Annotated in this window: 20 protein-coding genes and 1 pseudogene; 2 read left to right on the plus strand and 19 right to left on the minus strand. The window is 36.1% G+C overall.

From position 1 onward, the window contains the following. Positions 1-9 precede the first annotated feature (9 nt). From ureC to JFT89_RS23425, 7 genes and pseudogenes are all read right to left on the minus strand, one after another. Positions 10-1,722, minus strand: a complete 1,713-nt coding sequence (ureC, locus tag JFT89_RS23395) for an urease subunit alpha (protein WP_016096341.1) — start codon at positions 1,720-1,722, stop codon at positions 10-12. Position 1,723: 1 nt separating this feature from the next. Continuing rightward, complete coding sequence (locus JFT89_RS23400; protein ID WP_016096340.1) at positions 1,724-2,053, minus strand: urease subunit beta; 330 nt, start codon at positions 2,051-2,053, stop codon at positions 1,724-1,726. A 14-nt stretch (positions 2,054-2,067) separates the two neighbouring features. Then, entirely contained in the window at positions 2,068-2,370 is a 303-nt protein-coding gene (locus JFT89_RS23405; RefSeq protein ID WP_002066603.1) for an urease subunit gamma, read from the minus strand. Between the two features lie 170 nt (positions 2,371-2,540). Continuing rightward, a pseudogene (locus JFT89_RS23410) lies at positions 2,541-3,734 on the minus strand (IS3 family transposase). A 98-nt stretch (positions 3,735-3,832) separates the two neighbouring features. After that, positions 3,833-4,084 carry a DUF2164 domain-containing protein gene (locus JFT89_RS23415; RefSeq protein WP_002066602.1) on the minus strand — a complete coding sequence of 84 codons (252 nt, stop codon included), beginning with the start codon at positions 4,082-4,084 and terminating at the stop codon, positions 3,833-3,835. 17 nt (positions 4,085-4,101) lie between these two features. Continuing rightward, positions 4,102-4,554 (minus strand): peptidoglycan recognition protein family protein, encoded by a 453-nt coding sequence (locus JFT89_RS23420; protein ID WP_016096339.1) that lies wholly within the window; start codon positions 4,552-4,554, stop codon positions 4,102-4,104. Positions 4,555-4,569: 15 nt separating this feature from the next. Continuing rightward, entirely contained in the window at positions 4,570-5,373 is an 804-nt protein-coding gene (locus tag JFT89_RS23425; protein ID WP_016096338.1) for a protein phosphatase 2C domain-containing protein, read from the minus strand. 143 nt (positions 5,374-5,516) lie between these two features. On the opposite strand from JFT89_RS23425, the gene JFT89_RS23430 reads away from it, so the two are divergent. Beyond that, on the plus strand, positions 5,517-6,326 hold the full coding sequence (locus JFT89_RS23430) for a YitT family protein (protein ID WP_016096337.1): 810 nt from the start codon (positions 5,517-5,519) through the stop codon (positions 6,324-6,326). Positions 6,327-6,346: 20 nt separating this feature from the next. Here JFT89_RS23430 and JFT89_RS23435 read toward each other — a convergent pair whose 3' ends face one another. Beyond that, entirely contained in the window at positions 6,347-6,718 is a 372-nt protein-coding gene (locus JFT89_RS23435; RefSeq protein ID WP_002066597.1) for a VOC family protein, read from the minus strand. Between the two features lie 235 nt (positions 6,719-6,953). Here JFT89_RS23435 and JFT89_RS23440 point away from each other — a divergent pair, with 235 nt between their 5' ends. Then, on the plus strand, positions 6,954-8,486 hold the full coding sequence (locus tag JFT89_RS23440; RefSeq protein WP_016096336.1) for a BA3702 family sensor histidine kinase: 1,533 nt from the start codon (positions 6,954-6,956) through the stop codon (positions 8,484-8,486). Between the two features lie 135 nt (positions 8,487-8,621). Here JFT89_RS23440 and JFT89_RS23445 read toward each other — a convergent pair whose 3' ends face one another. The 11 genes from JFT89_RS23445 to hutP all read right to left on the minus strand — a co-directional run bounded on the left by JFT89_RS23445 (position 8,622) and on the right by hutP (position 21,800). Next, positions 8,622-9,416 (minus strand): phosphotransferase, encoded by a 795-nt coding sequence (locus tag JFT89_RS23445; RefSeq protein ID WP_016096335.1) that lies wholly within the window; start codon positions 9,414-9,416, stop codon positions 8,622-8,624. 209 nt (positions 9,417-9,625) lie between these two features. Then, positions 9,626-10,240, minus strand: a complete 615-nt coding sequence (locus tag JFT89_RS23450; RefSeq protein ID WP_016096334.1) for an alpha/beta hydrolase — start codon at positions 10,238-10,240, stop codon at positions 9,626-9,628. A 27-nt stretch (positions 10,241-10,267) separates the two neighbouring features. Further along, a complete protein-coding gene (locus tag JFT89_RS23455; protein WP_016096333.1) occupies positions 10,268-11,206 on the minus strand; it encodes a ring-cleaving dioxygenase in 939 nt (312 codons plus the stop codon). A gap of 485 nt (positions 11,207-11,691) precedes the next feature. Beyond that, the gene (locus JFT89_RS23460; RefSeq protein ID WP_002167824.1) at positions 11,692-13,266 is read right to left on the minus strand and encodes an FMN-binding glutamate synthase family protein; all 1,575 of its coding nucleotides are present in this window, start codon (positions 13,264-13,266) and stop codon (positions 11,692-11,694) included. A gap of 71 nt (positions 13,267-13,337) precedes the next feature. Next, positions 13,338-14,465 (minus strand): alkene reductase, encoded by a 1,128-nt coding sequence (locus JFT89_RS23465; protein WP_002066589.1) that lies wholly within the window; start codon positions 14,463-14,465, stop codon positions 13,338-13,340. A 605-nt stretch (positions 14,466-15,070) separates the two neighbouring features. Further along, a complete protein-coding gene (locus JFT89_RS23470) occupies positions 15,071-15,532 on the minus strand; it encodes a CarD family transcriptional regulator (protein WP_170935206.1) in 462 nt (153 codons plus the stop codon). A 291-nt stretch (positions 15,533-15,823) separates the two neighbouring features. Further along, positions 15,824-16,795 (minus strand): formimidoylglutamase, encoded by a 972-nt coding sequence (gene hutG, locus JFT89_RS23475; protein WP_002128542.1) that lies wholly within the window; start codon positions 16,793-16,795, stop codon positions 15,824-15,826. After that, positions 16,774-18,045: an imidazolonepropionase gene (gene hutI, locus JFT89_RS23480; protein ID WP_002167822.1), complete on the minus strand. Its 1,272-nt coding sequence runs from the start codon at positions 18,043-18,045 to the stop codon at positions 16,774-16,776. Before hutI ends, hutG begins: the two co-directional genes overlap by 22 nt. 12 nt (positions 18,046-18,057) lie before the next feature. Next, complete coding sequence (gene hutU / locus JFT89_RS23485; protein WP_002137750.1) at positions 18,058-19,716, minus strand: urocanate hydratase; 1,659 nt, start codon at positions 19,714-19,716, stop codon at positions 18,058-18,060. A 23-nt stretch (positions 19,717-19,739) separates the two neighbouring features. After that, positions 19,740-21,257 carry a histidine ammonia-lyase gene (hutH, locus tag JFT89_RS23490; protein WP_002066582.1) on the minus strand — a complete coding sequence of 506 codons (1,518 nt, stop codon included), beginning with the start codon at positions 21,255-21,257 and terminating at the stop codon, positions 19,740-19,742. 102 nt (positions 21,258-21,359) lie between these two features. Continuing rightward, entirely contained in the window at positions 21,360-21,800 is a 441-nt protein-coding gene (hutP, locus tag JFT89_RS23495; protein WP_000926519.1) for a histidine utilization transcription antiterminator HutP, read from the minus strand. Positions 21,801-21,857 lie beyond the last annotated feature (57 nt).

Genomic DNA, 21,857 nt, shown 5'->3' on the forward strand with positions numbered 1-21,857 from the left:
CCCGTTATATCAAAATAAAAAATATCTTTGAGCCATAGGTAGTACATCTACTGCTTCACACGTAATAACTTGTCCATCAACTTTAACTTCATATGTCTGCGGATCTACTTCAATTTCTGGTGTTGCATTATTCAGCTTCATATCTTGCTTAGAAATCTCTCTCGTATTTTTAACAGGTAATACAACTTTATTTAAACCTAATTTTTCTTTAATATTATTCTCGTAAGCTGCTTTGGATACAAATGTAATCGAACTTGACTGTACTGCTTTTCCATATGCACCAAACATCTTTTTTTCATAATATGGTTGTGGTGTAGGGATCGAAGCATTCTCGTCTCCCATTAATGCCATCACTACCATCCCGTTTTTCAAAACCATATCTGGCTTAACACCGAAAAATTGGGGATCCCATATTACAAGGTCTGCATACTTTCCTACTTCAATAGAGCCGACATATTCAGAAATCCCATGTGTAATAGCTGGATTAATCGTATACTTAGCTATATAACGTTGAATTCTATTATTATCGTTATATTCTTTATCTCCCTCTAAACTACCAATCTGCTTTTTCATTTTATCGGCGGTTTGCCAATTGCGAATAATAACCTCTCCAACCCTTCCCATCGCCTGTGAGTCAGAGCTAATCATGCTGAAAACCCCTAAATCTTGCAAAATATCCTCTGCTGCAATTGTTTCTTTTCGAATCCTTGAATCCGCAAACATTACATCTTCTGGAATATTTGCTTTTAAATGATGACATACCATGAGCATATCTAAATGTTCATCCAGCGTATTCACTGTATATGGCAAGGTCGGGTTCGTTGAAGAAGGTAAAATATTATTCAGTGCAGCAATCTTTATAATATCTGGTGCATGCCCACCACCAGCCCCTTCAGTGTGGTACGTATGAATAACACGATTATCAATAGCCTTTATCGTTTCTTCCACAAAACCACATTCATTTAACGTATCAGTATGAATAGCAACTTGAATATCATATTTATCAGCGATCTGTAACGAGTGATTAATTGCTGAAGAAGTCGCTCCCCAATCTTCATGAATTTTTAATCCAATAGCCCCTGCAAATATTTGTTCTTCCAGGGCAGGTAAACTTGAACTATTTCCTTTCCCTAAAAACCCAAGATTTATAGGAAAAGCTTCTGCTGCTTCTAGCATTTTTCTTAAATTCCAAGATCCAGGTGTTATCGTAGTTGCCTTAGTACCCTCTGCCGGTCCTGTTCCTCCACCAATTAAAGTTGTTATACCTGAAGCTAATGCTGTATCAATTTGTTGTGGGGATATGAAATGCACGTGTGTATCAATACCTCCAGCTGTAACGATTTTCCGCTCACCAGAAATTACTTCCGTTGATGTTCCAATGATGATATCAATATTATCCATAATTGAAGGATTACCACTCTTACCAATTGCTGAAATCTTTCCATCTTTTATACCAATATCCGCTTTATATACTCCTGTATAATCAATAATAATTGCATTGGTAATAACAACATCCACAACACCCTGTTCCCTTGTAAGTTGCGAATTTTGTCCCATACCATCCCTAATTGATTTTCCTCCACCAAAGACAGCTTCATCACCATATACGGTGTAATTTCGATCAATATGTGCGAATAATTGTGTATCCGCTAAACGAATAGAATCTCCTGTAGTTGGACCATATAAATCAGCATATTGTTTACGTGACATCTTAAAGCTCATGCTATCTCCCTCTTTTTTTATAAGATTCAATATCGCCATCCACTTTATTTTTAAATCCATATACTTCTTGCTTCCCTGAGTATGGAACTAATTCAATCGTTTTTTCATCCCCAGGCTCGAATCTTACCGCTGTACCCGCTGGAATATTTAAATGTTGTCCAATTGCTACACTACGATTGAACTTTAAAGCCTCATTCACTTCATAAAAGTGGTAATGAGATCCAATTTGAATCGGTCTATCTCCCTGATTTAACACCTTAACTTTCGTTTCTTTTTTATTTTCATTACATACTATGTCTTCTTTCGCAAGGATATATTGCCCTGGAATCATCTCATTCACTTCCTTTAATGAATTGGTTGATGAATAGTTACTAATTTTGTTCCATCAGGAAAAGTTGCCTCAACTTGAATATCTGATATCATGTCTGCAATACCATCCATAACATCTTCAGCACTTAAAATATTTTTTCCAAGTTCCATTAATTCCGCTACATTTTTACCATCTCTTGCTCCTTCCAAAATTTCATACGTAATAATAGCGATACTTTCTGGATAGTTTAACTTAAGCCCTCTCTCCTTTCGTCGATAAGCTAAATCAGCCGCAACAACTACCAGCATTTTATCAATTTCTCTTGGCGTTAATCTCATTGCACTCTTCCTTTCTGAAGTATTTTAAAACTAAGAATATTCTAAAAATAAAAGATGTACTTCCAATGTCCTTTCCGTGTTTTCTCCATGTTTTTTTTGCTGCCAATCAAATAAAAAAAAGACTAGAATTTTGGTCTTATCCCCGTCAAGTAGACAGCTTTAAAAAAAGACTAAGCAGCCATTGAGATTCGATATTCAATCGGAGCTCGATGATTGAGTCGTTTTTGGAATCGTTTGTAGTTATAATGATAGATGTATGTTTCAATTGCTTGAATCAATTCTTCTTTTGTTTGATAATAATTGAGATAAAACATTTCAGATTTAAAATGAGAAAAGAATGATTCAATACAAGCATTGTCATGGCAGTTTCCTTTGCGAGAGTGGCTGCCGATGGCACCTAGCTGTTGAAGCGTACGATGATAAGCATGAGATGTGTATTGGAATCCTTGATCCGAGTGGATGATGGTTCCATACACATCTCTTTTTTGTTGCTAAATCAAGTGTATCGAGAACAAGTTGTAGATCATTGCGATGTGAGAGTTTCCAGGCAACAATTTCATTATTGTAAATGTCTTGGACGACCGATAAATAGAGAAAATTATCTTTGAATGGCAAGTAAGTGATGTCTGTAACAAATACCTCATTTTGTTTGCGATTTTGGAATTGGCGTTCTACTACATTTGGGAAAATCTTTGAGGATTTCCCTTTAAAAAAGCGACGCTTTTTACGGATGATCGATTGAATTTGAAGCTCTTGCATAAGTCTACATACTTTTTTGTGATTCACTAAAAAGCCCTCTTCTTGTAAGGCAATTGTCATACGAGGATAGCCATATTCCTTGTGTTTTATGTGAATCGCTTGAATTTGTTCACGCAGTGTATCATCCTTTGAAAAACGTAATTTTCTTTGCGTACGTGTTGAACGCCATTTATAGTAGCTAGAACGATTTAACTGAGCAATGACGACAAGCCAGATTACTTTGTATCGAGAACGTAGTTCTTCAATAATCTCGTACTTCGTCGTTTGAGCAAGGACACCTCCTACAGATTTGGATACTGCTTTTTTAAGTACGCCACCTGTGCCTTGTAGTATTCCAACTCTTCTTCCATACTATCGAATTTCGTACGAGGACGACCTTTCAAGGGATTTTTGAGGCCCTTATTACCACTACTTTTTCCCCGTGAGTCTGAAATACCGCCTGTTTCTTGATATTTCCTAACCCACTCTATTAATTGTGTTCTACTTTTAAGTCCATATTTCTTCGCTATAGCTGATTGACTACCCTCACCGTTTAAAAAACTTTCTACAGCTTGTATCTTTAATTCATTTGAATAAGTTTGAAATGTAGACCCTTTTTTAGCCATAATAAAATCCCCTCCAAGTAGAAGTGTAACATCCATGTTTGTTCATGGTCTTTTTACACTGTCTACCTTAAGGGGATAATATCATTTCTAGTCTTTTTTTATTTCCCTTCATTCTTCTCTAACACATACAAATCTTCTTCAATATTCGTTAATTTCTCACTTACAAGCTTTCTTGCATCTCCAATTGCTTGATTGTATGCAAATGGTCCAACTAATTTAATCATTTCCTCTATTAAACGTTCTGCTTGGAAACGTCCAATCTCATCTAAATCTTCTTCAACGAAAAATTGCTGAATTTGTGCTACAAGCTCTTCTTTTTTATCATTCGGTATTTTTATGTTCATCATCATTCGTTACTCCTCTATATTTAAGATAATACTTTTCTTAACTCTACCATAGAAAAGCGATTTCCTGGACAAGTTTTTGTAACCCCTTCTAACTCCCTATGGCCGAGTATATTTCCTTTCTCTATGGCAAACTGCTTCATAAACATTTTACATAAAGAATATAATGAATTCATTTGTGCAGTAGTTGGATCATATTTATCAAAATTCCCCGTCATACATATTCCAATTGTATTACTATTATTATCTTTCGCATGTGCTCCAATATGTAAACCTCGTCCTTCGACTACAGTTCCATCTTCTTCAATAAAATAATTGTAACCAATCCCGCTCCATCCCCTTACCTTTTGATGAAATTCGTGAGTTTTATACACATCCCATCCATCTTCTGACGTATGGTGGATAATCAGCTTATTTACTTTCTCTAAAGGAACTAATTCATCTTGAAATGTTAAATTTACACATTTAATTTCCATTTGAACTTCCTCCCCTTAAAAATCAATTATAATAATTGTTTTATCATCTGGTCTTATTCTATTTTCTCCTTCTAGCCTTTCAATGATTGCTACATATTCTTTTATACTATTCTTTCTTATATATGCTACAGTTTGTTCTAACGACCACTCTGGGTGAAACAATCCGTCTGAACAAATAAAAATCCCACTTACTTCAGCTACCTGTAATTCACCATATTGTAAATAATCCATAGCTTCTTTCATCCCATTTGCAACTGAGTAGCCGTTTGGCATATTTGCAAGATAGCGATTGTATTTTAACTGCTCCCAAACATCTTGAAAAACGTGTTCTTCAGGTACAGGTAATCCCTTTTCTCTATCTTCCTCTCTCTTCTTTTTTGCACGTTTACTAATTCCTTGAACCGTATCTTTCGTTAATACTCTCATCGCTCCATTTTGAAGTATTGCAACGACCATACAATCACCTAACTGTGCATATTCAAGTTTTTCGCCTTCTATTTGAACTGCTGCAATACATGTACACCACAGATGGTCTTTTTTTCTCATATCAACCTTGTACTCTAGCATCTTGTTTTGCAATAATTCATTCGCCTTTGCAACTTCATCTTGTAAACTATTGATCTCTCGTAGCGAAGTAAAATGACTTGCAAATAAATGTGAAGCGATGTATGCTCCATTATGTCCTTCTTCATCACAAAATGGAACTAACGGTGTTGCTCCATCGCATACACCGTAAATCATTTTATCTTCATTACAAAAAAATGAATCCTCACACTCTTGTTTTAAAGGACTCTTCTGTTGATACGTCGTTATCTTCATATCTGTATCCCCTCCCAATTCATCAAACACTCGAACTATTTAGATTAATCTAATTTTCCAAAATAAACTGTTTTCCCTAAAAACTTTCAATTTCATATATAATCTTGAAATAATATGATTATTTAGTGAAGGACGGGAAAGAAATGGTCAGATTTCTTGGTGTTATTTTTGGTTCTATTATTATCGCAATTGCCTTTAATCTTTTCCTTATCCCCCATAAAATTTTAAGTAGTGGAATTGGCGGAATTGCTATTATTTTAGGGATTGTAACCCCTGTAAACACAGGTATTATTAACTTTGTATTGAACTTACCTATCCTTATTTTAGGATACATAGGTCTTGGAAAAAAAGTAATTTTTAACACGGTTGTTTCTGTAATTGTATTATCTGTTGCATTATACTATGTTCCAGTAAAAGTCGTAGCAACAGATCCACTTTTATCATCTGTATTTGGCGGTGTCATCGCCGGAGCTGGTATCGGTCTTGTCTTTAACTGCCATGGTTCAACTGGTGGATTTGATATTATCGGTATGTTGTTATCTCGTAAGCGAGATATTAAACTTGGTGGATTCCTTATTGCATTAAATACTGTTGTTGTTGTCATTGCAGGATTTTTCTTCACTTGGGATGTTGCCCTTACAAGCTTACTTTCAATTTATGTAACTGGTAAAGTAATTGATGCCGTTCATACAAAACATCGTAAAGTTACACTTATGATTGTAACAAATCAAGCGGAAGAAATGAAAAAAAAGCTTCTTTCAACTGTAGTACGCGGAATTACGTTACTTGATGGTGAAGGTGCTTATTCAAACGAAAAAAAACGTGTACTTATGACAGTCGTTTCTCGTGAAGAGTTAGCAAGTATGAAACTAACGATTTCCGAAATTGATCCTCATGCATTCGTTAATATTACAGAAACTGTTGAAGTATTAGGATTATTTAGAAAAGCATAAAAAACTAGGTGGACCTTCACCTAGTTTTTATTTTGCATAAATTCAATTCGATTTCCAAACGGATCTGATACGTAAAATCTAATTACATCTGGTCGTGCATTATCATCTATTACTTCAACATCTCGCTTTATTAACTCTTGTTTAAATTCATCAATTTTTAAAACATAAAAAGCTGGATGCGCTTTTTTAGCTGGATTAAAGTTTTGCTCAACTCCGATATGAATCTCTTGATTTCCACACTTAAACCAACACCCACCACGCTTCTTTAATTCCTCTGGCTTTGGAATTTCCTCCATTCCAATTTTATTACCATAAAATTCTCGCGCTTCTTCTTCGCATCCTACAGGTGCAGCTACTTGTACATGATCAATTCCTTGAATATAATTTTTCATATTCCTTCCCCCTCTTCTATTCTAATTCTATAACGAAAACGCATCTCTGTAACTTACAAGAAATCAATAAAACAATATAAGCTTCTCTTATTACTTATTTTATATCCCTTATCAAAATCAAGAAAATAAATTTCATTCGGTAATTTCCATTTTTTATAGAAATACACGTCACACCTATATTATAGTTATTAATAGATCCATCTTTTTTAGATGCCAGTTGTACGGAGGAAATATTATGAGTCGTAAAAAATATTCATCTACTCAAAAAAAGCGTCACCCAAACGTATCGGGACGCCTGCGAAACCATATACAAAATCGTTCTTTAGCAGAAATGTATGCATCTCTTTTTGAACATAACCCTGATAGTATTATTTCATTGAATTTAGAAGGAGTTATTTTACATATTAATCCCTCTGCTGAAAGAATATTAGGTTACACTTCTAACGAATTAGAGCGAAAAACAATCACTTCTATTTTAGAAGCACATATTTCTGATCAAGTACTACAATACATAAAAAATACTGCAGCTGATAATCAAAAAGAGTATATCGTCTCTATTTATCATAAAGACGGATATTTACTAGATGCCGTAACAAAGTTAGTTCCTATTTTTGTTAAAAACCGTTTAACAGGTGTATACGCCATTATGAAACCCCTTGAAAAATCAGAAAGAATTGAGAAAGTATTACAAGAGAGTGAGAAACGATTACGCACATTAATGAATTCAATGCCTGCATTTGTTATTTTTAAGGATCATGAAGGACGCTGGCTTGAGGCGAATGACTATGCGCTTTCTTGTTTCAATTTCCATAACGTACCTTATCATGGAAAAAGAGATAATGAACTCATTCAATACAACGAAGCGTACCGCGAATCTTTTTTACATTGTGAAGAAGTCGATGAACTAACATGGCAAAAAGGACAAATTCTTCACGGAGAGGAATTTATTATACATAGAGATGATTTCGACCTAGTTTTAAGTATTTCAAAAGTCCCACTCTTCCATCCTGATGGCTCACGCAAAGGTCTTATAGTGATGGGAAGGGACGTTACCGAACTAAAAGAAACTGAAAAGTTATTACGAAAATCCGAAAAGCTTGCAGTAGTAGGACAACTGACAGCTGGAATTGCCCATGAAATTAGAAACCCGCTCACTTCATTAAAAGGATTTTTAACGTTATTACATCCAGAAATAAATGAGGAAAATAAATGGTATGTGGACGTTATGTTGAGTGAGATTTCACAAATGGAATCTATAACAAGCCAATTTATGGCGATGTCTAAACCACAAGTGTTATCTATTCATACATGCAACGTACAAACATTAATTGAAGAAGTTGTAACTTTTATTTTACCAACAGCAATTATGCATAGCGTTCATATCATCATGGATCATTTCGATTATATTTCTGACATTCAATGTGACAGTAATCAATTAAAACAAGTTTTGATTAACATATTAAAAAATGCAATCGAGGCGATGCCTGATGGTGGTAACATTTTCATTCAAACAACTTCGTTAGAAAATGATTTTGTTTCAATACGCATTATGGATGAAGGTTGTGGGATTCCTGAAGAGCGCATGGCTCGTCTTGGCGAACCTTTTTATAGCTTGAAAGAAAAAGGAACTGGCCTTGGCTTAATGATGTGCTATAAAATCATTCAAGAGCATCACGGAAAATTATTCATTTCCAGTGAATTAAACATAGGAACAACTGTCGATATCCAATTACCGATTGCTACAGCTCAGCCTGTAACAAACTCTTAACTATGCTACATTAATATAGTAAAAGACATCTGTTATAAGTAGTCGGGTTATTGTGGAAAACATCTACACTAATACGCTAAAAAGCTCAAAGTCCCTATATGACTCTGAGCTTTTTAGCGTATACGATTTATTTTATTAAATCCACTCTTTTCCATGTTTACGAATAAACTGAATATCATTTTCATAATGTTCAAGATGCCCTTCATCTATCATCTTTTGGAAGTTCATATCGCCTTCTAGTGCTTTTCTTTTCATGTATTTACATAATCCTTCTAATCGTAGAAGTACCATCTCCAAATAATCCTCGGCGATGCCATCACTTTTATAGGACTCAAAAAACAATTTAACTCTTTGCTTTATGCGGTCTGCATGCTGTAATGAATTATAATAAACCGCCTCACCTGTTTCCTTATAATAAACTCTACTTAATGGGACACAAGTGTAAAGAGTATAGGCTATATCCCAAAGTCTTGGTCCAGGACCAGCAACATCAAAATCAATAATACCTACTGGTTTTTCGTTATTAAAAATAATGTTGTATATTGCAAAATCATTATGGCATACAACCTCTATTTTATTTGGAGTATTATCCATCGGTTTCCAATCATCTGATAACGTGAAATCACTCACAGCATCATGATAAAGACGGAGCATCTTCGCTATTTCTTTTAAAACATCATCAGACCACATGTACTCTTTTAAAGGATAATTACCAGCTTCTCCTTCAATAAATGATAATATCTCTCTATCTTTATCATCAATACCTAAAAACTTTGGTGCATAACTAAAACCTTTGTTTTCCAAATGATTTAATAGCTTATGAATTTTGGTACTGCCTTGCTTTAATTCTCGTCGAACAGTATCTTCCGAACGATATACGTTTGAGACATTCCCTCCCGTTAGTATTTCTTCATTTTCGTAGTTTGACATCTAATAGTTCCCCCTCATTATTAGAAAAATCGACACACTTAAAACAAATTGCCAATTGTTCTACACCCCTGCTCATTAACAAAACAGGAACCCCTTTGCTTTTCTTTATATTTTAACATAACTTTCCTATTCTCTTTTAACCCCTTAAATTGCAACAAAAAAATCGAGTATAAAATCTTTATGATTTTACACTCGATTTAGTCTACTATTTATGCATGTGAAAATATTTTTTCATACCATTCTGTTGCCTTCTCTACTTCATTCATCGTTAATTGATGTCCTCTATTTTCCCAATGCATTGTTACATTAGCATCTACATTTTCTAATAGCCTCTTCAATTCCTCTGACTCAGAAGGTGAACAAATTGGATCATTTGTTCCAGCAGCAATAAACACTGCTTTCTCTACTAAATTAGGAAGTTCTATCCCTCTTCTTGGGACCATTGGATGATGAAGAATAGCACCTTTTAATGCATTTTCATAATGGAATAATAAACTCGCTGCAATATTTGCTCCATTTGAATAACCAACAGCTACGATATTATCTCTATCAAATTCATATATTTTTGCTGCTTCATTTAAAAATTCATTTAATTCCTTCGTACGGAAAACAAGATCCTCTTCATCAAAAATACCTTCTGCTAAACGGCGGAAGAAACGAGGCATCCCATTTTCTAATACATTTCCACGAACACTTAATACAGAAGCTTCCCGATCAATTCTTTCTGCAAGCGGTAATAAATCTAATTCATTTCCTCCTGTACCATGAAGCAATAACAATACTGGTTTTGACGTATCTTTTCCTTTTTGAAAAACATGTTTCATCATATTCCTTTTCCCCTTTCAATCACTTTAGTCTAAATTTCTCACTTCAAATGGTAAGAGCGTTTGTTCAATCTGTTTTCTATTTGGTTCATATTGCTCCGGTAACTTTAAATCCTCACCCATCGTCTCTACAGATTCGTCATGAGCAAAGCCAGGAGGATCTGTCGCAATTTCAAATAAAATTTCCCCGTGTTCTCTAAAATAAATTGCGTTAAAATAGTTTCGATCTTGTACAGGGGTTACACTATATCCAAAGCGAGACACATGCTCTTTCCAGTCTAATTGATCAGCATCATCACTCGCTCTCCAAGCAATATGATGAACTGTACCAACACCCATTTGCCCACGTCCAATTGTTGATAATCTCAAATCGATAATATTTCCAATATCAGCAGAAGAACGGAACCGCATAAACTCTCCCTCTTCTCCTACTTTCTCAAGACCCATAACATGCTCTAACAATTCAGCAGTTTTTTGAGGTTGTGCAGATAAAAGAACAGCACCGCCAAATCCTTTAATTGCTACTTCTGGCGTAACTTCCCCAAAAGTCCAATTATTTAATTCGCCCTCTTCTCTTTCAACTAATTCTATATGCAAACCATGTGGATCATCAAATTCTATATACTGTTCTCCAAACCGAGTCATTTTTGTATACGGTACGTCGAATTTTTCTAATCTATTTTCCCAAAACTCCATTGTACCTTTTGGTACGACATAAGACGTAATGCCTACTTGACCGTCCCCAATAATACCTTGACGAGCACCTGCCCATGGGAAAAACGTAATAATTGTTCCAGGCTTTCCTCCTGTATTACCAAAATAAAGATGATACGTACCTGGATCATCAAAATTCACTGTTTGTTTTACTAAACGCAATCCTAATACACCTGCATAAAAATCTACATTTTCTTGTGGGTGACCTACGATTGCTGTAATGTGATGAATTCCTATCGTTTTCTTTTCCACTTTCTCCACCCCTTTTTTTATTTCATTACAAAAAACGTTTATTCGCTAAAATTCATTATTCATTTTGTCCATATGATAAAGTTCAATCCGCAATACTATCTTTTTCAAAATTGAGGTATCTCTCTAAAAAACTAACACATTTCATTTAGTTTAAAAATTATCTCGAATTCGAGATAATTCGCAAAAAAACTACAGTTCTTATGATTATATTTTAAATATTGATTTTATGATTTTGACTATCCTTCAAAAAATATCTTGAATTCGAGATTTATTATAGTCTAATTAGTTTTTATTGTCAATCCGGATATCGTTTCATTTTTTCATCAAAAACAATATTCTGATAACTCATCTCCATCAAATAATCTGTTGGAAAAAGACCAACCGAAAAGCGGGAACATTCATGTAATAAATTTCTACTTTTCCTATAACCAAAAAAGCCATACAAATGTATGACTTTTTTGATTATTTTTTGTTCAGCTACATATTTACTTCCCAATTACGGAAGGAAACAATTCCGAAAGTGGAACTACTCTCCCCATCTCATCTTTAAACACAATATGCTCTCTCGTTAAATGACGCGGGCTCTTTACCCCCGCTGCTGCCGCTAATGAAAACAAACTATATCTCATACTAATAACATAGTTCATTACTCGCCATTTTTTCTCATACGGATCTAATGCTTTTTGGTAGTGTGGATTCGTGGTTGCAACCCCAGATGGGCATTGCCCTGAATTACATTGAAGTGCCATAATACAACCGCTTGCCATCATAAATCCGCGTGCTGAATTTACGGCATCTGCACCGATAGCTAAAGCAATCGCCACTTTATCTGGCGTGATTAATTTCCCGGAGGCAAACACCTTTAATTTATCCCTGACACCGTAATGATTTGCTGTATCAATAAATGTAAGTAATGCCGGTATAAGCGGAAGCCCCATACTATCTGCCATCGATTTATATGTTGCCCCTGATCCACCTTCTGAACCGTCGATTGTAATAAAATCTGGATAGATGTTTAATTCTTTCATTGCTTTTAATAAATCTTCCAAAGGCTTCTGTTGACCAATTACAATTTTCATGCCCACTGGTTTACCACCGTTTTCTTGTAAATCTTGAATAAAATATAAAGCCTCTGCGGCACTACTAATAAATGAAAAACGATTTGGCGAATTAATCGTTTCTCCTTCTCGTACTTTCCGAACGGAAGCGATTTTCTCATTTACCTTCTGTCCTTCTAAATGACCACCACGTATTTTTGCTCCTTGCCCAAATTTCAATTCAAACGCTTTAATATTACTTTCTTTCGCCTTCTCCATAAATTCCTTCATCGAAAAATTCCCGTCCTCGTCACGGTATCCAAATAATCCCGGACCAATTTGGGCAACGATATTTGCACCCGTATGTAAATGTTCTGGAATGACGCCCCCTTCCCCAGTATTAATCCACGAACCACCTGCCATTTTTGCACCAAACCCAGCTGATAAAATATAATTTTCTCCAATCGCACCGTAAGATGTCGCTGACGCTCCAAACATCCCATACAGTTTCCATGGATATTTACGATTTTCGCCGACTATAATTGCATCTTCTTCTTCATACAACCAAAGGTTTGTTGTATCCGCTGTCAATTTTTCTCTTCTTGAAAATAACCCTTCTTTATGAATCATATATTTTTTCCCCTCACGTTCTTGCGTGAGATTCACACTTAATTCATCTGTTAATGTGGGGAATAATGTATTAGCAATATAATAGCCAGATTCCTCAAAATCTCGTTTTGATCCAAAACCAAGTATTTCAGAACGGTATTTTGCTAGAAACATAACACTTTGAAAATCGTAGCGCGAAAAGGGCTTTCCGTCAGTATCATGATCAAACCAATATTGCCGAAATTCCGGGCCTATTTTTTCGAGTAAATAGCGCATTCTACCTAAGTATGGATGCAGTTTTAATATAGAATGATGCGTCCGTTTTTTAATAAAAAATGTAATGATAAAAAAGACAATTAAAAGTAGCATCAAAAAGAGCAATATACTAATAATAATGAGTAGCGCTTCACTCATTCCGCTTCCCCCTATATATGAAATTCCATAATAAAAAGAGAACACTCCATGTGTTCTCTTTTTATCCTTATTCACACTAACGTAGCAAGATGCTCTTTCGCGTCATATTCAACCAAACTTTCAGCATTTTTAATTCGCTGAACAAAATCTGGATTAGCGATTAATGGTCTTCCGAACGCCGCTACATCAATTGTTCCTTCTTGCAGTGCTTCTTCTGCCTCTTTCGGATTCAAATTACCTACTCCTACGATAGTACTATCCCAATACTTTCTTACTAATTGATGAAAATTCTTGCCGTCAGCAATAACTTGCGTATAATTCATCGTTGAAGGGTGAATCATCGTTAATCCAACTTCTTTAAACATATTTACAAACGTTTCAATTGCAAGTTCAGGATGTTCCCACATATAAGTAGGATTATCACCTTTAAAGGCAGAGAAGCGAAGAAGCGTTTTATCAGCTCCAACTGCTTCAATTACAGCCTGAACAACTTCTTTCATAAACGTTAACCTTTGTTTTAAGTCACCGCCGTATTTATCAGTACGCTTATTCGCAAATTCATAAGTAAATTGGTCAATTAAATATCCGTGTGCACCGTGAATTTCTACACCATCAAATCCAGCTTCTATCGCATTCTTTGCTGCTTGTGCATATTGACCGATAACTTCTTTTATTTCTTCTATTGTCATTGCTTCTGGTGTATCAAATGGTTTACGAAAACGCGGAACATTCCCCTCCGCAGCAATAGCAGAAGGTGCTTGCGGCATTTGACCACCAATTATTTCGTGATGACTCATACGTCCAACATGCCATATTTGAGCAATAATCGTTCCGCCTTCTTTATGTACTGCCTCTGTAACAGGTTTCCAAGAATCAATTTGCGCTTGTGTATAAATACCTGGTACTCCCGGATTCCCTTTTGCTCTCGGGCTAATGACAATTCCTTCTGTAATAATTAATCCAATCCCATCAGCAGCACGTTTTTGATAATACTCTACTACATCAGTACCAACTACCCCAGTCTCATTATTTGCAAAACATCTCGTCATCGGTGCCATCGCTATGCGATTACGAAGAGACCAAGATCCAATTTGAATCGGATGAAATAACTTCGTTTCTTCAATATTTTCAAAAGACCCCCAAGCGTTTATATTTGTTCCTTCATAAATACTTGCCGCTTTATTATTTGAACTTGTCATTTTTCTTCCCCCTAAAAAAATCTAACTATAATCGCATCATACTTACTTTTAGATAGTAACGTCAATTTATACGTCTTTACCATTAAATATTCGAATATTAAACAAATAGAATGATAAAAACAAAAATTAAAAAGGTTTCCTAATTAGGAAACCTTTTTTAGTTGACCATATAAGGCTAACAATTCGTTTATCTCTTTTAAATAAAGAAAGAAAATAAACAATTATTATCTCCTCACATATGGAAAATCTCTTAACAATAGAAGTGGGAGTGGTTCAGTATTCTTCTAAAAATAATAACTTATATACCTAAAACAATGAAAGCCCTACCTCTCTTTCATCCTTACGGCTCCTCGTCCGTGCCAGTGTGAATCAGGATTGCAAAAATCAAGTAACTATTTTATCGAGTTATTTAATTAAACTTCGAACATTCGTAAAAGAAATTAAAAAATAAAAATGGATTAAATTGTAGTAATAACAAAAGAGGTTAATGCTCTAAAAGTGGTTTGAAAGAGTTGAATGTCTTTGAAATGATTGATTTTCTATAATTATATTCCCAAAAAATTCAAGATCTTTTTTGGGATGTAATACATTATCTACAATGAATCTTAACAAAAGCTTTTTATTTGATTTTCTGTGATACCTTCAATTAATCCCAGCTCACTAATCAAAAATTCATGTGCGTTATCTAACATTTTCTTTTCGCTTGCATTAAGTGCTTTTTCTTTCTGCATACGTAATAAATCACGTACAACTTCAGCACCTTCTTGTATTTTACCCGTTTTTATTTTATCAGTGTTCAATTTATACCTTTGTTTCCACGTAAGTAATCTATCTGATTCCCCATGCTGAAAAATATCTATTATGTTTGTTAATGCCTTTATATCTGTAACTGGTCGTATATTTGAACTCAATATTTTCCCCATAGGAATCATTACTTCCATATTACTAGCCGACATTTTTATAACATAATACTGTCTTTTTTCTCCTGAGATTTCCTTTTCTTCTATGGCTTTAATTATACCTGCTCCGTGCATTGGATAAACGATGTTATCGCCAATTTGAAACAAATAATCCACCTCCATATATGGTAACCTTCTCAATCTTAACACACATTTATTTTTTTAGCAAAATTTTTATAATATCACAAAATTATTTTCTATGTCAATTTATTTACACATAAAAATTCAAGCTGTACAGAAACACTAAAAAACCCGCGGTTTTGTTACATTTCTACACCCATTTTCTCCAATTTTATATACCTTGTAAAACAAAAAAACACATCACTACATATAAGTAGCGATGTATTTTTATATAATGACAAAAACGGTTGCTTCAAAACTTCACACACGATCCTTCGCTTATATACTAACCTGTTTACTAATCGTTTCTCGCGCTAAAAGAAAACTCATAATCACTTGCGCAGCTACTCTACTCGTCATATCCCTAAAATCAAGAGTTGGATCAATTTCTACTATATCCATCCCTTGAACGAGTGGCTCTTTACCAAGGAATTCAATTGCATCAAGTAAAGTTGTACTATCCATCCCACCAGGGCCAATTGCTGGACAGCCTGGCGCAAACGCTTGGTCTAGTACGTCCATATCAAGAGAAATATAAATAGAAGTCACATCTTGTTTTCTTAATACTTCAATACTTTCTGAAATAAGATCTTTTATTTTTCGCTCTCTTACATCTTTCATTGTATACACTGTCACGCCATGCTCTTTTGCATATTCATGGTACGCTCGTGCATTTGAAAAATTACGAATCCCAATTTGAACGAGTTGTTTTCCTGTAATCACATCATTTTCTAGCAAACTACGGAACGGTGTACCATTTGATGGACCACCATCATCTAAATTACGTAAATCATGATGAGCATCAAATTGAATAATACCGACCTTCCCTTTACTATTTGCAAAACCAGTTATACTCGGAAAACTAATCGAGTGGTCACCACCAAGAACGATTGGTATCATTTTTGGATTTACTTTCGTCAAGTGACCAACTGTTTTCGCAATTCGGTTATGACTCTCTTTTATATCTGTCACATGCATCGTAATATCACCGCAATCATGAAGAACACTTTCTTTCATATCGTGTTCTTCTGTAATTGCGTACGTGCTATATGCATCCAACATTGAACGAATTGTTTTTGGCGCAAAACATGCTCCTGAATGACTAATAGATGGTTTAGAAAGGGGCGCTCCAATTAAGGCAGCACCGAATATTTCCACACCTTCCTCCCAATTTTTAATCATTTCGCTCCATTTCGTCACTTCACGATCGATAAACTTTGCATTTTTCTTTAAATAGTGGCCGTGCTCCACGATTGTTCACCTCTTGTATATGCGATATTCCCATTCTTCCATACTGTATTTACATGACTTACGCCGTAATGGTACGGTACGTAAGCGTAATTATAAGCATCCCATAAAACTAAATCCGCCTTACGACCAACTCTAATTTTCCCAGCTACATCGCCTCGATTAATGGCATAAGATGAGTTCACTGTTACCGCATTCCAAACTTCTTCTGGTGTCATTTTCAGTTTCAGCATCGCAATGCTCATAATAAGCTGAATATTTTCAGTTGGACAGCTACCTGGGTTAAAGTCTGTAGCTAAAGCTACTGCAACACCTTCATCAATCATTTTGCGGCCGCGTGCGAAGCTTTCTTTATTTAAATAGAAAGTTGTTCCTGGTAATAAAGTTGCTACTGTATTAGAATTCGCAAGCATTTCAATTCCTTTATCAGAAGCGCCAACTAAATGATCCGCTGATGCTGCACCAATTTCAGCTGCTGCTTCTGCACCACCTAGAGGGTCGATTTCATCTGCGTGAATTTTCACGTCAAAGCCAAGCTCTTTCGCTTTTAATAAAAATTCTTTTGATTCTTCTACAGAGAACACACCTGTTTCACAGAAAATATCAACGAACTCAGCTAATTGCTTCTCTTTCATCTCTGGTAATAGATCTAGCATCCATTGTAAAAATTCTTTCGATCTTCCTTTATACTCTTTCGGAACTGCATGAGCACCTAAAAATGTTGAAACTAAATCAATTGAATGCTCTTTTTGTAATTGTGCAGTTGCCTCTAATTGTTTCCATTCTGTCTCATCATCCAATCCGTAACCACTCTTCGCTTCTACAGTTGTAACTCCGAAAGATAACATACGGTCTAAATGGAATTTTGCTTTTTGAACAAGTTCTTCTTTCGATGCCTGTTTCGTTGCATTTACAGTTGAAAGAATACCTCCACCTTGTTCTAAAATTTCTAGGTACGGAACTCCTTGTAATTTTAGCGCGATTTCATTTTCACGAGATCCACCAAATACAAGATGAGTATGCGGATCTACAAGACCAGGAGAAACCATTTTCCCGCCGCAATCAATAACCTCTTTCGCTTGTAATCCTTCAGCTTCTTCCGCTGTTCCAACGAAAGTAATCACGCCATTTTCAATTCCAACAGCACCGTTTTCAATAACAGGAAGCGTGTTCATCGCTTCCCGTCTTAACAAGCCATCTTCTTGATCCATTGTTAGTAATTGACCGATATTTATTAGTAAAGTGTCCAGCATGTTTCTTCCTCCTTATTTCATCATTGGAATGTTAACGCCTTTTTCTTTCGCAGTTTGAACCGCTAAGTCATAGCCAGCATCAACGTGACGAACAACACCCATACCAGGGTCAGAAGTTAATACGCGTTCAATACGTTTTGCCGCTGCTTCTGTTCCATCTGCAACGATAACCATTCCAGCGTGAAGTGAATACCCCATACCAACGCCACCACCGTGGTGAACAGATACCCAGCTTGCACCGTTTACACTGTTAATTAATGCATTTAAAATTGGCCAGTCTGCTACTGCATCACTACCGTCTTTCATAGATTCTGTTTCACGGTTTGGAGATGCTACTGATCCACAATCTAAATGGTCACGGCCGATAACGATCGGTGCTGATAATTCACCATTAGCCACCATTTCATTAATAATGCGGCCAAATTTCGCACGCTCGCCATAACCAAGCCAACAAATACGTGATGGAAGACCTTGGAACTCAACTTGCTGACGTGCCATACGAATCCAATTACATAAATGCTCATTATCCGCGAACTCGCGTAAAATAACTTCGTCTGTTTTATAAATATCTTCTGGATCACCAGAAAGTGCTACCCAGCGGAATGGTCCTTTTCCTTCACAGAATAATGGACGGATAAATGCTGGAACGAATCCCGGGAAATCGAAAGCATTTTTTAATCCTTCATCGAAAGCAACTTGGCGAATGTTATTTCCGTAATCAAATGTAATCGCGCCTTTTTCTTGCATTGCAAGCATTGCTTCTACATGTTTTTTCATACTTTCTTTTGATAATTGTACGTAACGTTCTGGATCTTCTTCACGAAGCTTCGCTGCTTCTTCTACTGTGTAACCTACTGGAATATAACCGTTTAATGGATCATGAGCAGATGTTTGATCCGTAACTAAATCTGGCGTAATATTACGCTTCACTAGCTCTGGTAAAATCTCTGCCGCATTTCCTAGCAATCCAATTGAAATCGGTTCTTTCTTCTCTTTATACTCGTTCGCAATAGTTAACGCTTCTTCTAAAGACTCTGTATACAGATCACAATATCTCTTTTCAATACGACGATCGATACTACGCTTATCTACATCAATAGCAATTACAACACCGCCGTTCATCGTTACAGCAAGCGGTTGTGCACCACCCATACCACCTAAACCAGCAGTAATCGTTACAGTACCTTTTAATGAACCATCGAAATGTTGACGTGCCGCTTCACCAAATGTTTCATATGTTCCTTGTAAAATCCCTTGTGTTCCAATGTAAATCCAGCTACCTGCTGTCATTTGTCCGTACATCATAAGACCTTTTTTCTCTAGTTCACGGAAGTGATCCCAGTTCGCCCACTTCGGTACTAAGTTTGAGTTCGCTAAAAGAACGCGAGGTGCATCTTCATGTGATTTAAAAATTGCTACCGGTTTTCCTGATTGAACAAGTAACGTTTCATCGTTTTCTAACGTTTTTAATGAATCAACAATTGCATGGTAGCTTTCCCAATTACGAGCTGCACGGCCAATTCCGCCATATACAACTAATTCTTCTGGTTTTTCAGCTACTTCAGGATCTAAATTGTTCATTAACATTCGAAGTGCAGCTTCTTGAACCCATCCTTTCGTTTGTAACTCAGTACCTCTTGCCGCACGAATTGTTTGTTGTACTTTTTCCATTTCAATCTCTCCCTTTTCTCGTTTTATAGTGCTGCATTTACATCCAATCTTTCCTTTATTGAATAATTCGTTTTTAACCAATGCGCGATATTTTCAATATCCGTTGAGAATATACGGTCATTTGTAATAGAAGGCACTTGCTGACGACCTTGATGATAGAACGTTTTTGTAACTGTACTCATGTTTTCAATTCCGCGATATTCTGCTGCTTGCATCGCACAGATCATCTCAATTGCAAGAACACGTCTTGCATTTTGAATAATTTGATGCGCATGACGTGAAGCGATTGTTCCCATACTTACGTGATCTTCTTGGTTAGCTGAAGACGGAATTGAATCTACACTCGCTGGATGAGCTAACGTTTTATTTTCTGAAACGAGTGACGCCGCTGCATATTGCATAATCATGGCACCTGATTGAAGTCCTGGTTCTGGACTTAAAAATGGTGGTAAGTCATTTAATTGCGGATTTACTAGGCGTTCAATACGGCGCTCTGAAATATTTGCAAGCTCCGCCATCCCTACTTTTAAGAAGTCCATTGCAAATGCAATTGGTTGTCCGTGGAAATTACCACCAGAGATTACTTTTTCACCGCCATCAAAAATAAGTGGATTATCTGTTGCTGCATTCATTTCAATTTCTAATTTTTCTTTCACATAATTTAAAACTTGCCAAGAAGCACCGTGAACTTGCGGGATACAACGAAGTGAATATGCATCTTGTACACGAAGTTCTCCTTGTTTTGTCACAAGTTTACTATCATGAAGAATATCACGAATTCTGCTTGCCACTTCGACTTGCTCTTTATAACCACGCGCTTTATGAACATTTTCATCGAATGCATCAATAATGCCGCGTAATCCTTCCATTGTCATCGATGCAATTAATTCTGATTGATAAGCACTTGCTTCAGCTTCTATATAAGAAAGAACCCCTTGCGCTGTCATTGCCTGCGTACCATTGATTAACGCAAGACCTTCTTTTGCTTCAAGTTCAATAGGTTCAAGTCCTTCTTCTGTAAGAGCAACCATCGCATGAACTCGTTTCCCTTTATAGAACACTTCACCTTCACCTAATAAAACAAGAGCAAGATGAGATAGAGGTGCTAAATCGCCACTCGCACCAAGTGATCCTTGTTGCGGAACGACTGGATGAATTTTACGATTTACAAACTCAAGAAGCATGTTTACAACAAGTGGTCTAACACCCGATACTCCTTTTAACATCGTATTAGCTCGTAAAATCAACATACCGCGTGATACTTCTTCAGGGAATGGATCGCCTATTCCGCACGCATGTGACTGAATTAAGTTGTGCTGAAGTGCTTTTACATCATCTTTTTGAATAAGCACATCACTAAACTTTCCAAATCCAGTTGTAATACCGTAAACGACTTTTCCGTCCTCTACAATTTTCTCAACTACTTCGCGGCACTCCGCTACCTTTTGCATACTATTTGGACAAGCTGTTACACCTTCACCTTCAAGTAACAACCTCTTCATTTCTTCAACTGTCAATGTGTGTCCTGTTAACGTAATCATTCTTTTTCCTCCTTATAAAGGCAAAAGGGGACCTTATCTTTTTAAGACAGACTCCTGTCCTAAAAAATAAGGCCCCCTTCTAACTAATAGACTATGGGCAAATCATATGTGATTAATTCCTAAACCAATCGCCTCATGCTCAGATCCTTTTACAGGTGCACCAATCGTTCCATATAGTGCAACAGCAACCCATTCGCCTTCTTTTTTTCCGTCGTATGGTGTACCGCGCACAATTGCAAAGCGAAGTCCTACTGTACGAAGAACGTCTGCTAACTGAATTTGACCTCTCGTCACTCCGTACAAAGCTTCCATAATTGCATGATAAAGTGCATGTGTTTCTCTGTAAACATCTGTTTCAATAACTCGGTTGCTCTTAGCCGCTGTTTCCATTGCTGCTACTACTTTTTGCGAATTCATAGAACCAACTTTCCCAGTACAATATTTCCAACCTTTCGGAATAGATAATACGGGACTTTCATTCTCATCCGCAAGTGCCAACAGCATGGCCATACGACCAATTCGATGTGTTCCTTGAAGAAGCATGTGACTCTCTCATTTCTTTTGAATTATTTGAATATTACTTAATTTAAGAATATATGA

It is taken from the genome of Bacillus sp. TH25 (assembly GCF_016650935.1).
In the GTDB taxonomy this organism is placed as follows: Bacteria; Bacillota; Bacilli; order Bacillales; family Bacillaceae_G; genus Bacillus_A; species Bacillus_A mycoides.

Excerpts from the sequence above, each read along its gene's own strand:
- JFT89_RS23415 (WP_002066602.1), bottom strand. The coding sequence starts at position 4,084 with ATGATGATGAACATAAAAATACCGAATGATAAAAAAGAAGAGCTTGTA.
- JFT89_RS23440 (WP_016096336.1), top strand. The coding sequence starts at position 6,954 with ATGAGTCGTAAAAAATATTCATCTACTCAAAAAAAGCGTCACCCAAAC.
- JFT89_RS23435 (WP_002066597.1), bottom strand. The coding sequence starts at position 6,718 with ATGAAAAATTATATTCAAGGAATTGATCATGTACAAGTAGCTGCACCT.
- JFT89_RS23405 (WP_002066603.1), bottom strand. The coding sequence starts at position 2,370 with ATGAGATTAACGCCAAGAGAAATTGATAAAATGCTGGTAGTTGTTGCG.
- hutH (WP_002066582.1), bottom strand. The coding sequence starts at position 21,257 with ATGATTACGTTAACAGGACACACATTGACAGTTGAAGAAATGAAGAGG.
- hutU (WP_002137750.1), bottom strand. The coding sequence starts at position 19,716 with ATGGAAAAAGTACAACAAACAATTCGTGCGGCAAGAGGTACTGAGTTA.
- hutP (WP_000926519.1), bottom strand. The coding sequence starts at position 21,800 with ATGCTTCTTCAAGGAACACATCGAATTGGTCGTATGGCCATGCTGTTG.
- JFT89_RS23430 (WP_016096337.1), top strand. The coding sequence starts at position 5,517 with ATGGTCAGATTTCTTGGTGTTATTTTTGGTTCTATTATTATCGCAATT.
- JFT89_RS23465 (WP_002066589.1), bottom strand. The coding sequence starts at position 14,465 with ATGACAAGTTCAAATAATAAAGCGGCAAGTATTTATGAAGGAACAAAT.
- JFT89_RS23425 (WP_016096338.1), bottom strand. The coding sequence starts at position 5,373 with ATGAAGATAACGACGTATCAACAGAAGAGTCCTTTAAAACAAGAGTGT.
- ureC (WP_016096341.1), bottom strand. The coding sequence starts at position 1,722 with ATGAGCTTTAAGATGTCACGTAAACAATATGCTGATTTATATGGTCCA.
- JFT89_RS23420 (WP_016096339.1), bottom strand. The coding sequence starts at position 4,554 with ATGGAAATTAAATGTGTAAATTTAACATTTCAAGATGAATTAGTTCCT.
- JFT89_RS23450 (WP_016096334.1), bottom strand. The coding sequence starts at position 10,240 with ATGAAACATGTTTTTCAAAAAGGAAAAGATACGTCAAAACCAGTATTG.
- hutI (WP_002167822.1), bottom strand. The coding sequence starts at position 18,045 with ATGCTGGACACTTTACTAATAAATATCGGTCAATTACTAACAATGGAT.
- JFT89_RS23400 (WP_016096340.1), bottom strand. The coding sequence starts at position 2,053 with ATGATTCCAGGGCAATATATCCTTGCGAAAGAAGACATAGTATGTAAT.
- JFT89_RS23460 (WP_002167824.1), bottom strand. The coding sequence starts at position 13,266 with ATGAGTGAAGCGCTACTCATTATTATTAGTATATTGCTCTTTTTGATG.
- JFT89_RS23445 (WP_016096335.1), bottom strand. The coding sequence starts at position 9,416 with ATGTCAAACTACGAAAATGAAGAAATACTAACGGGAGGGAATGTCTCA.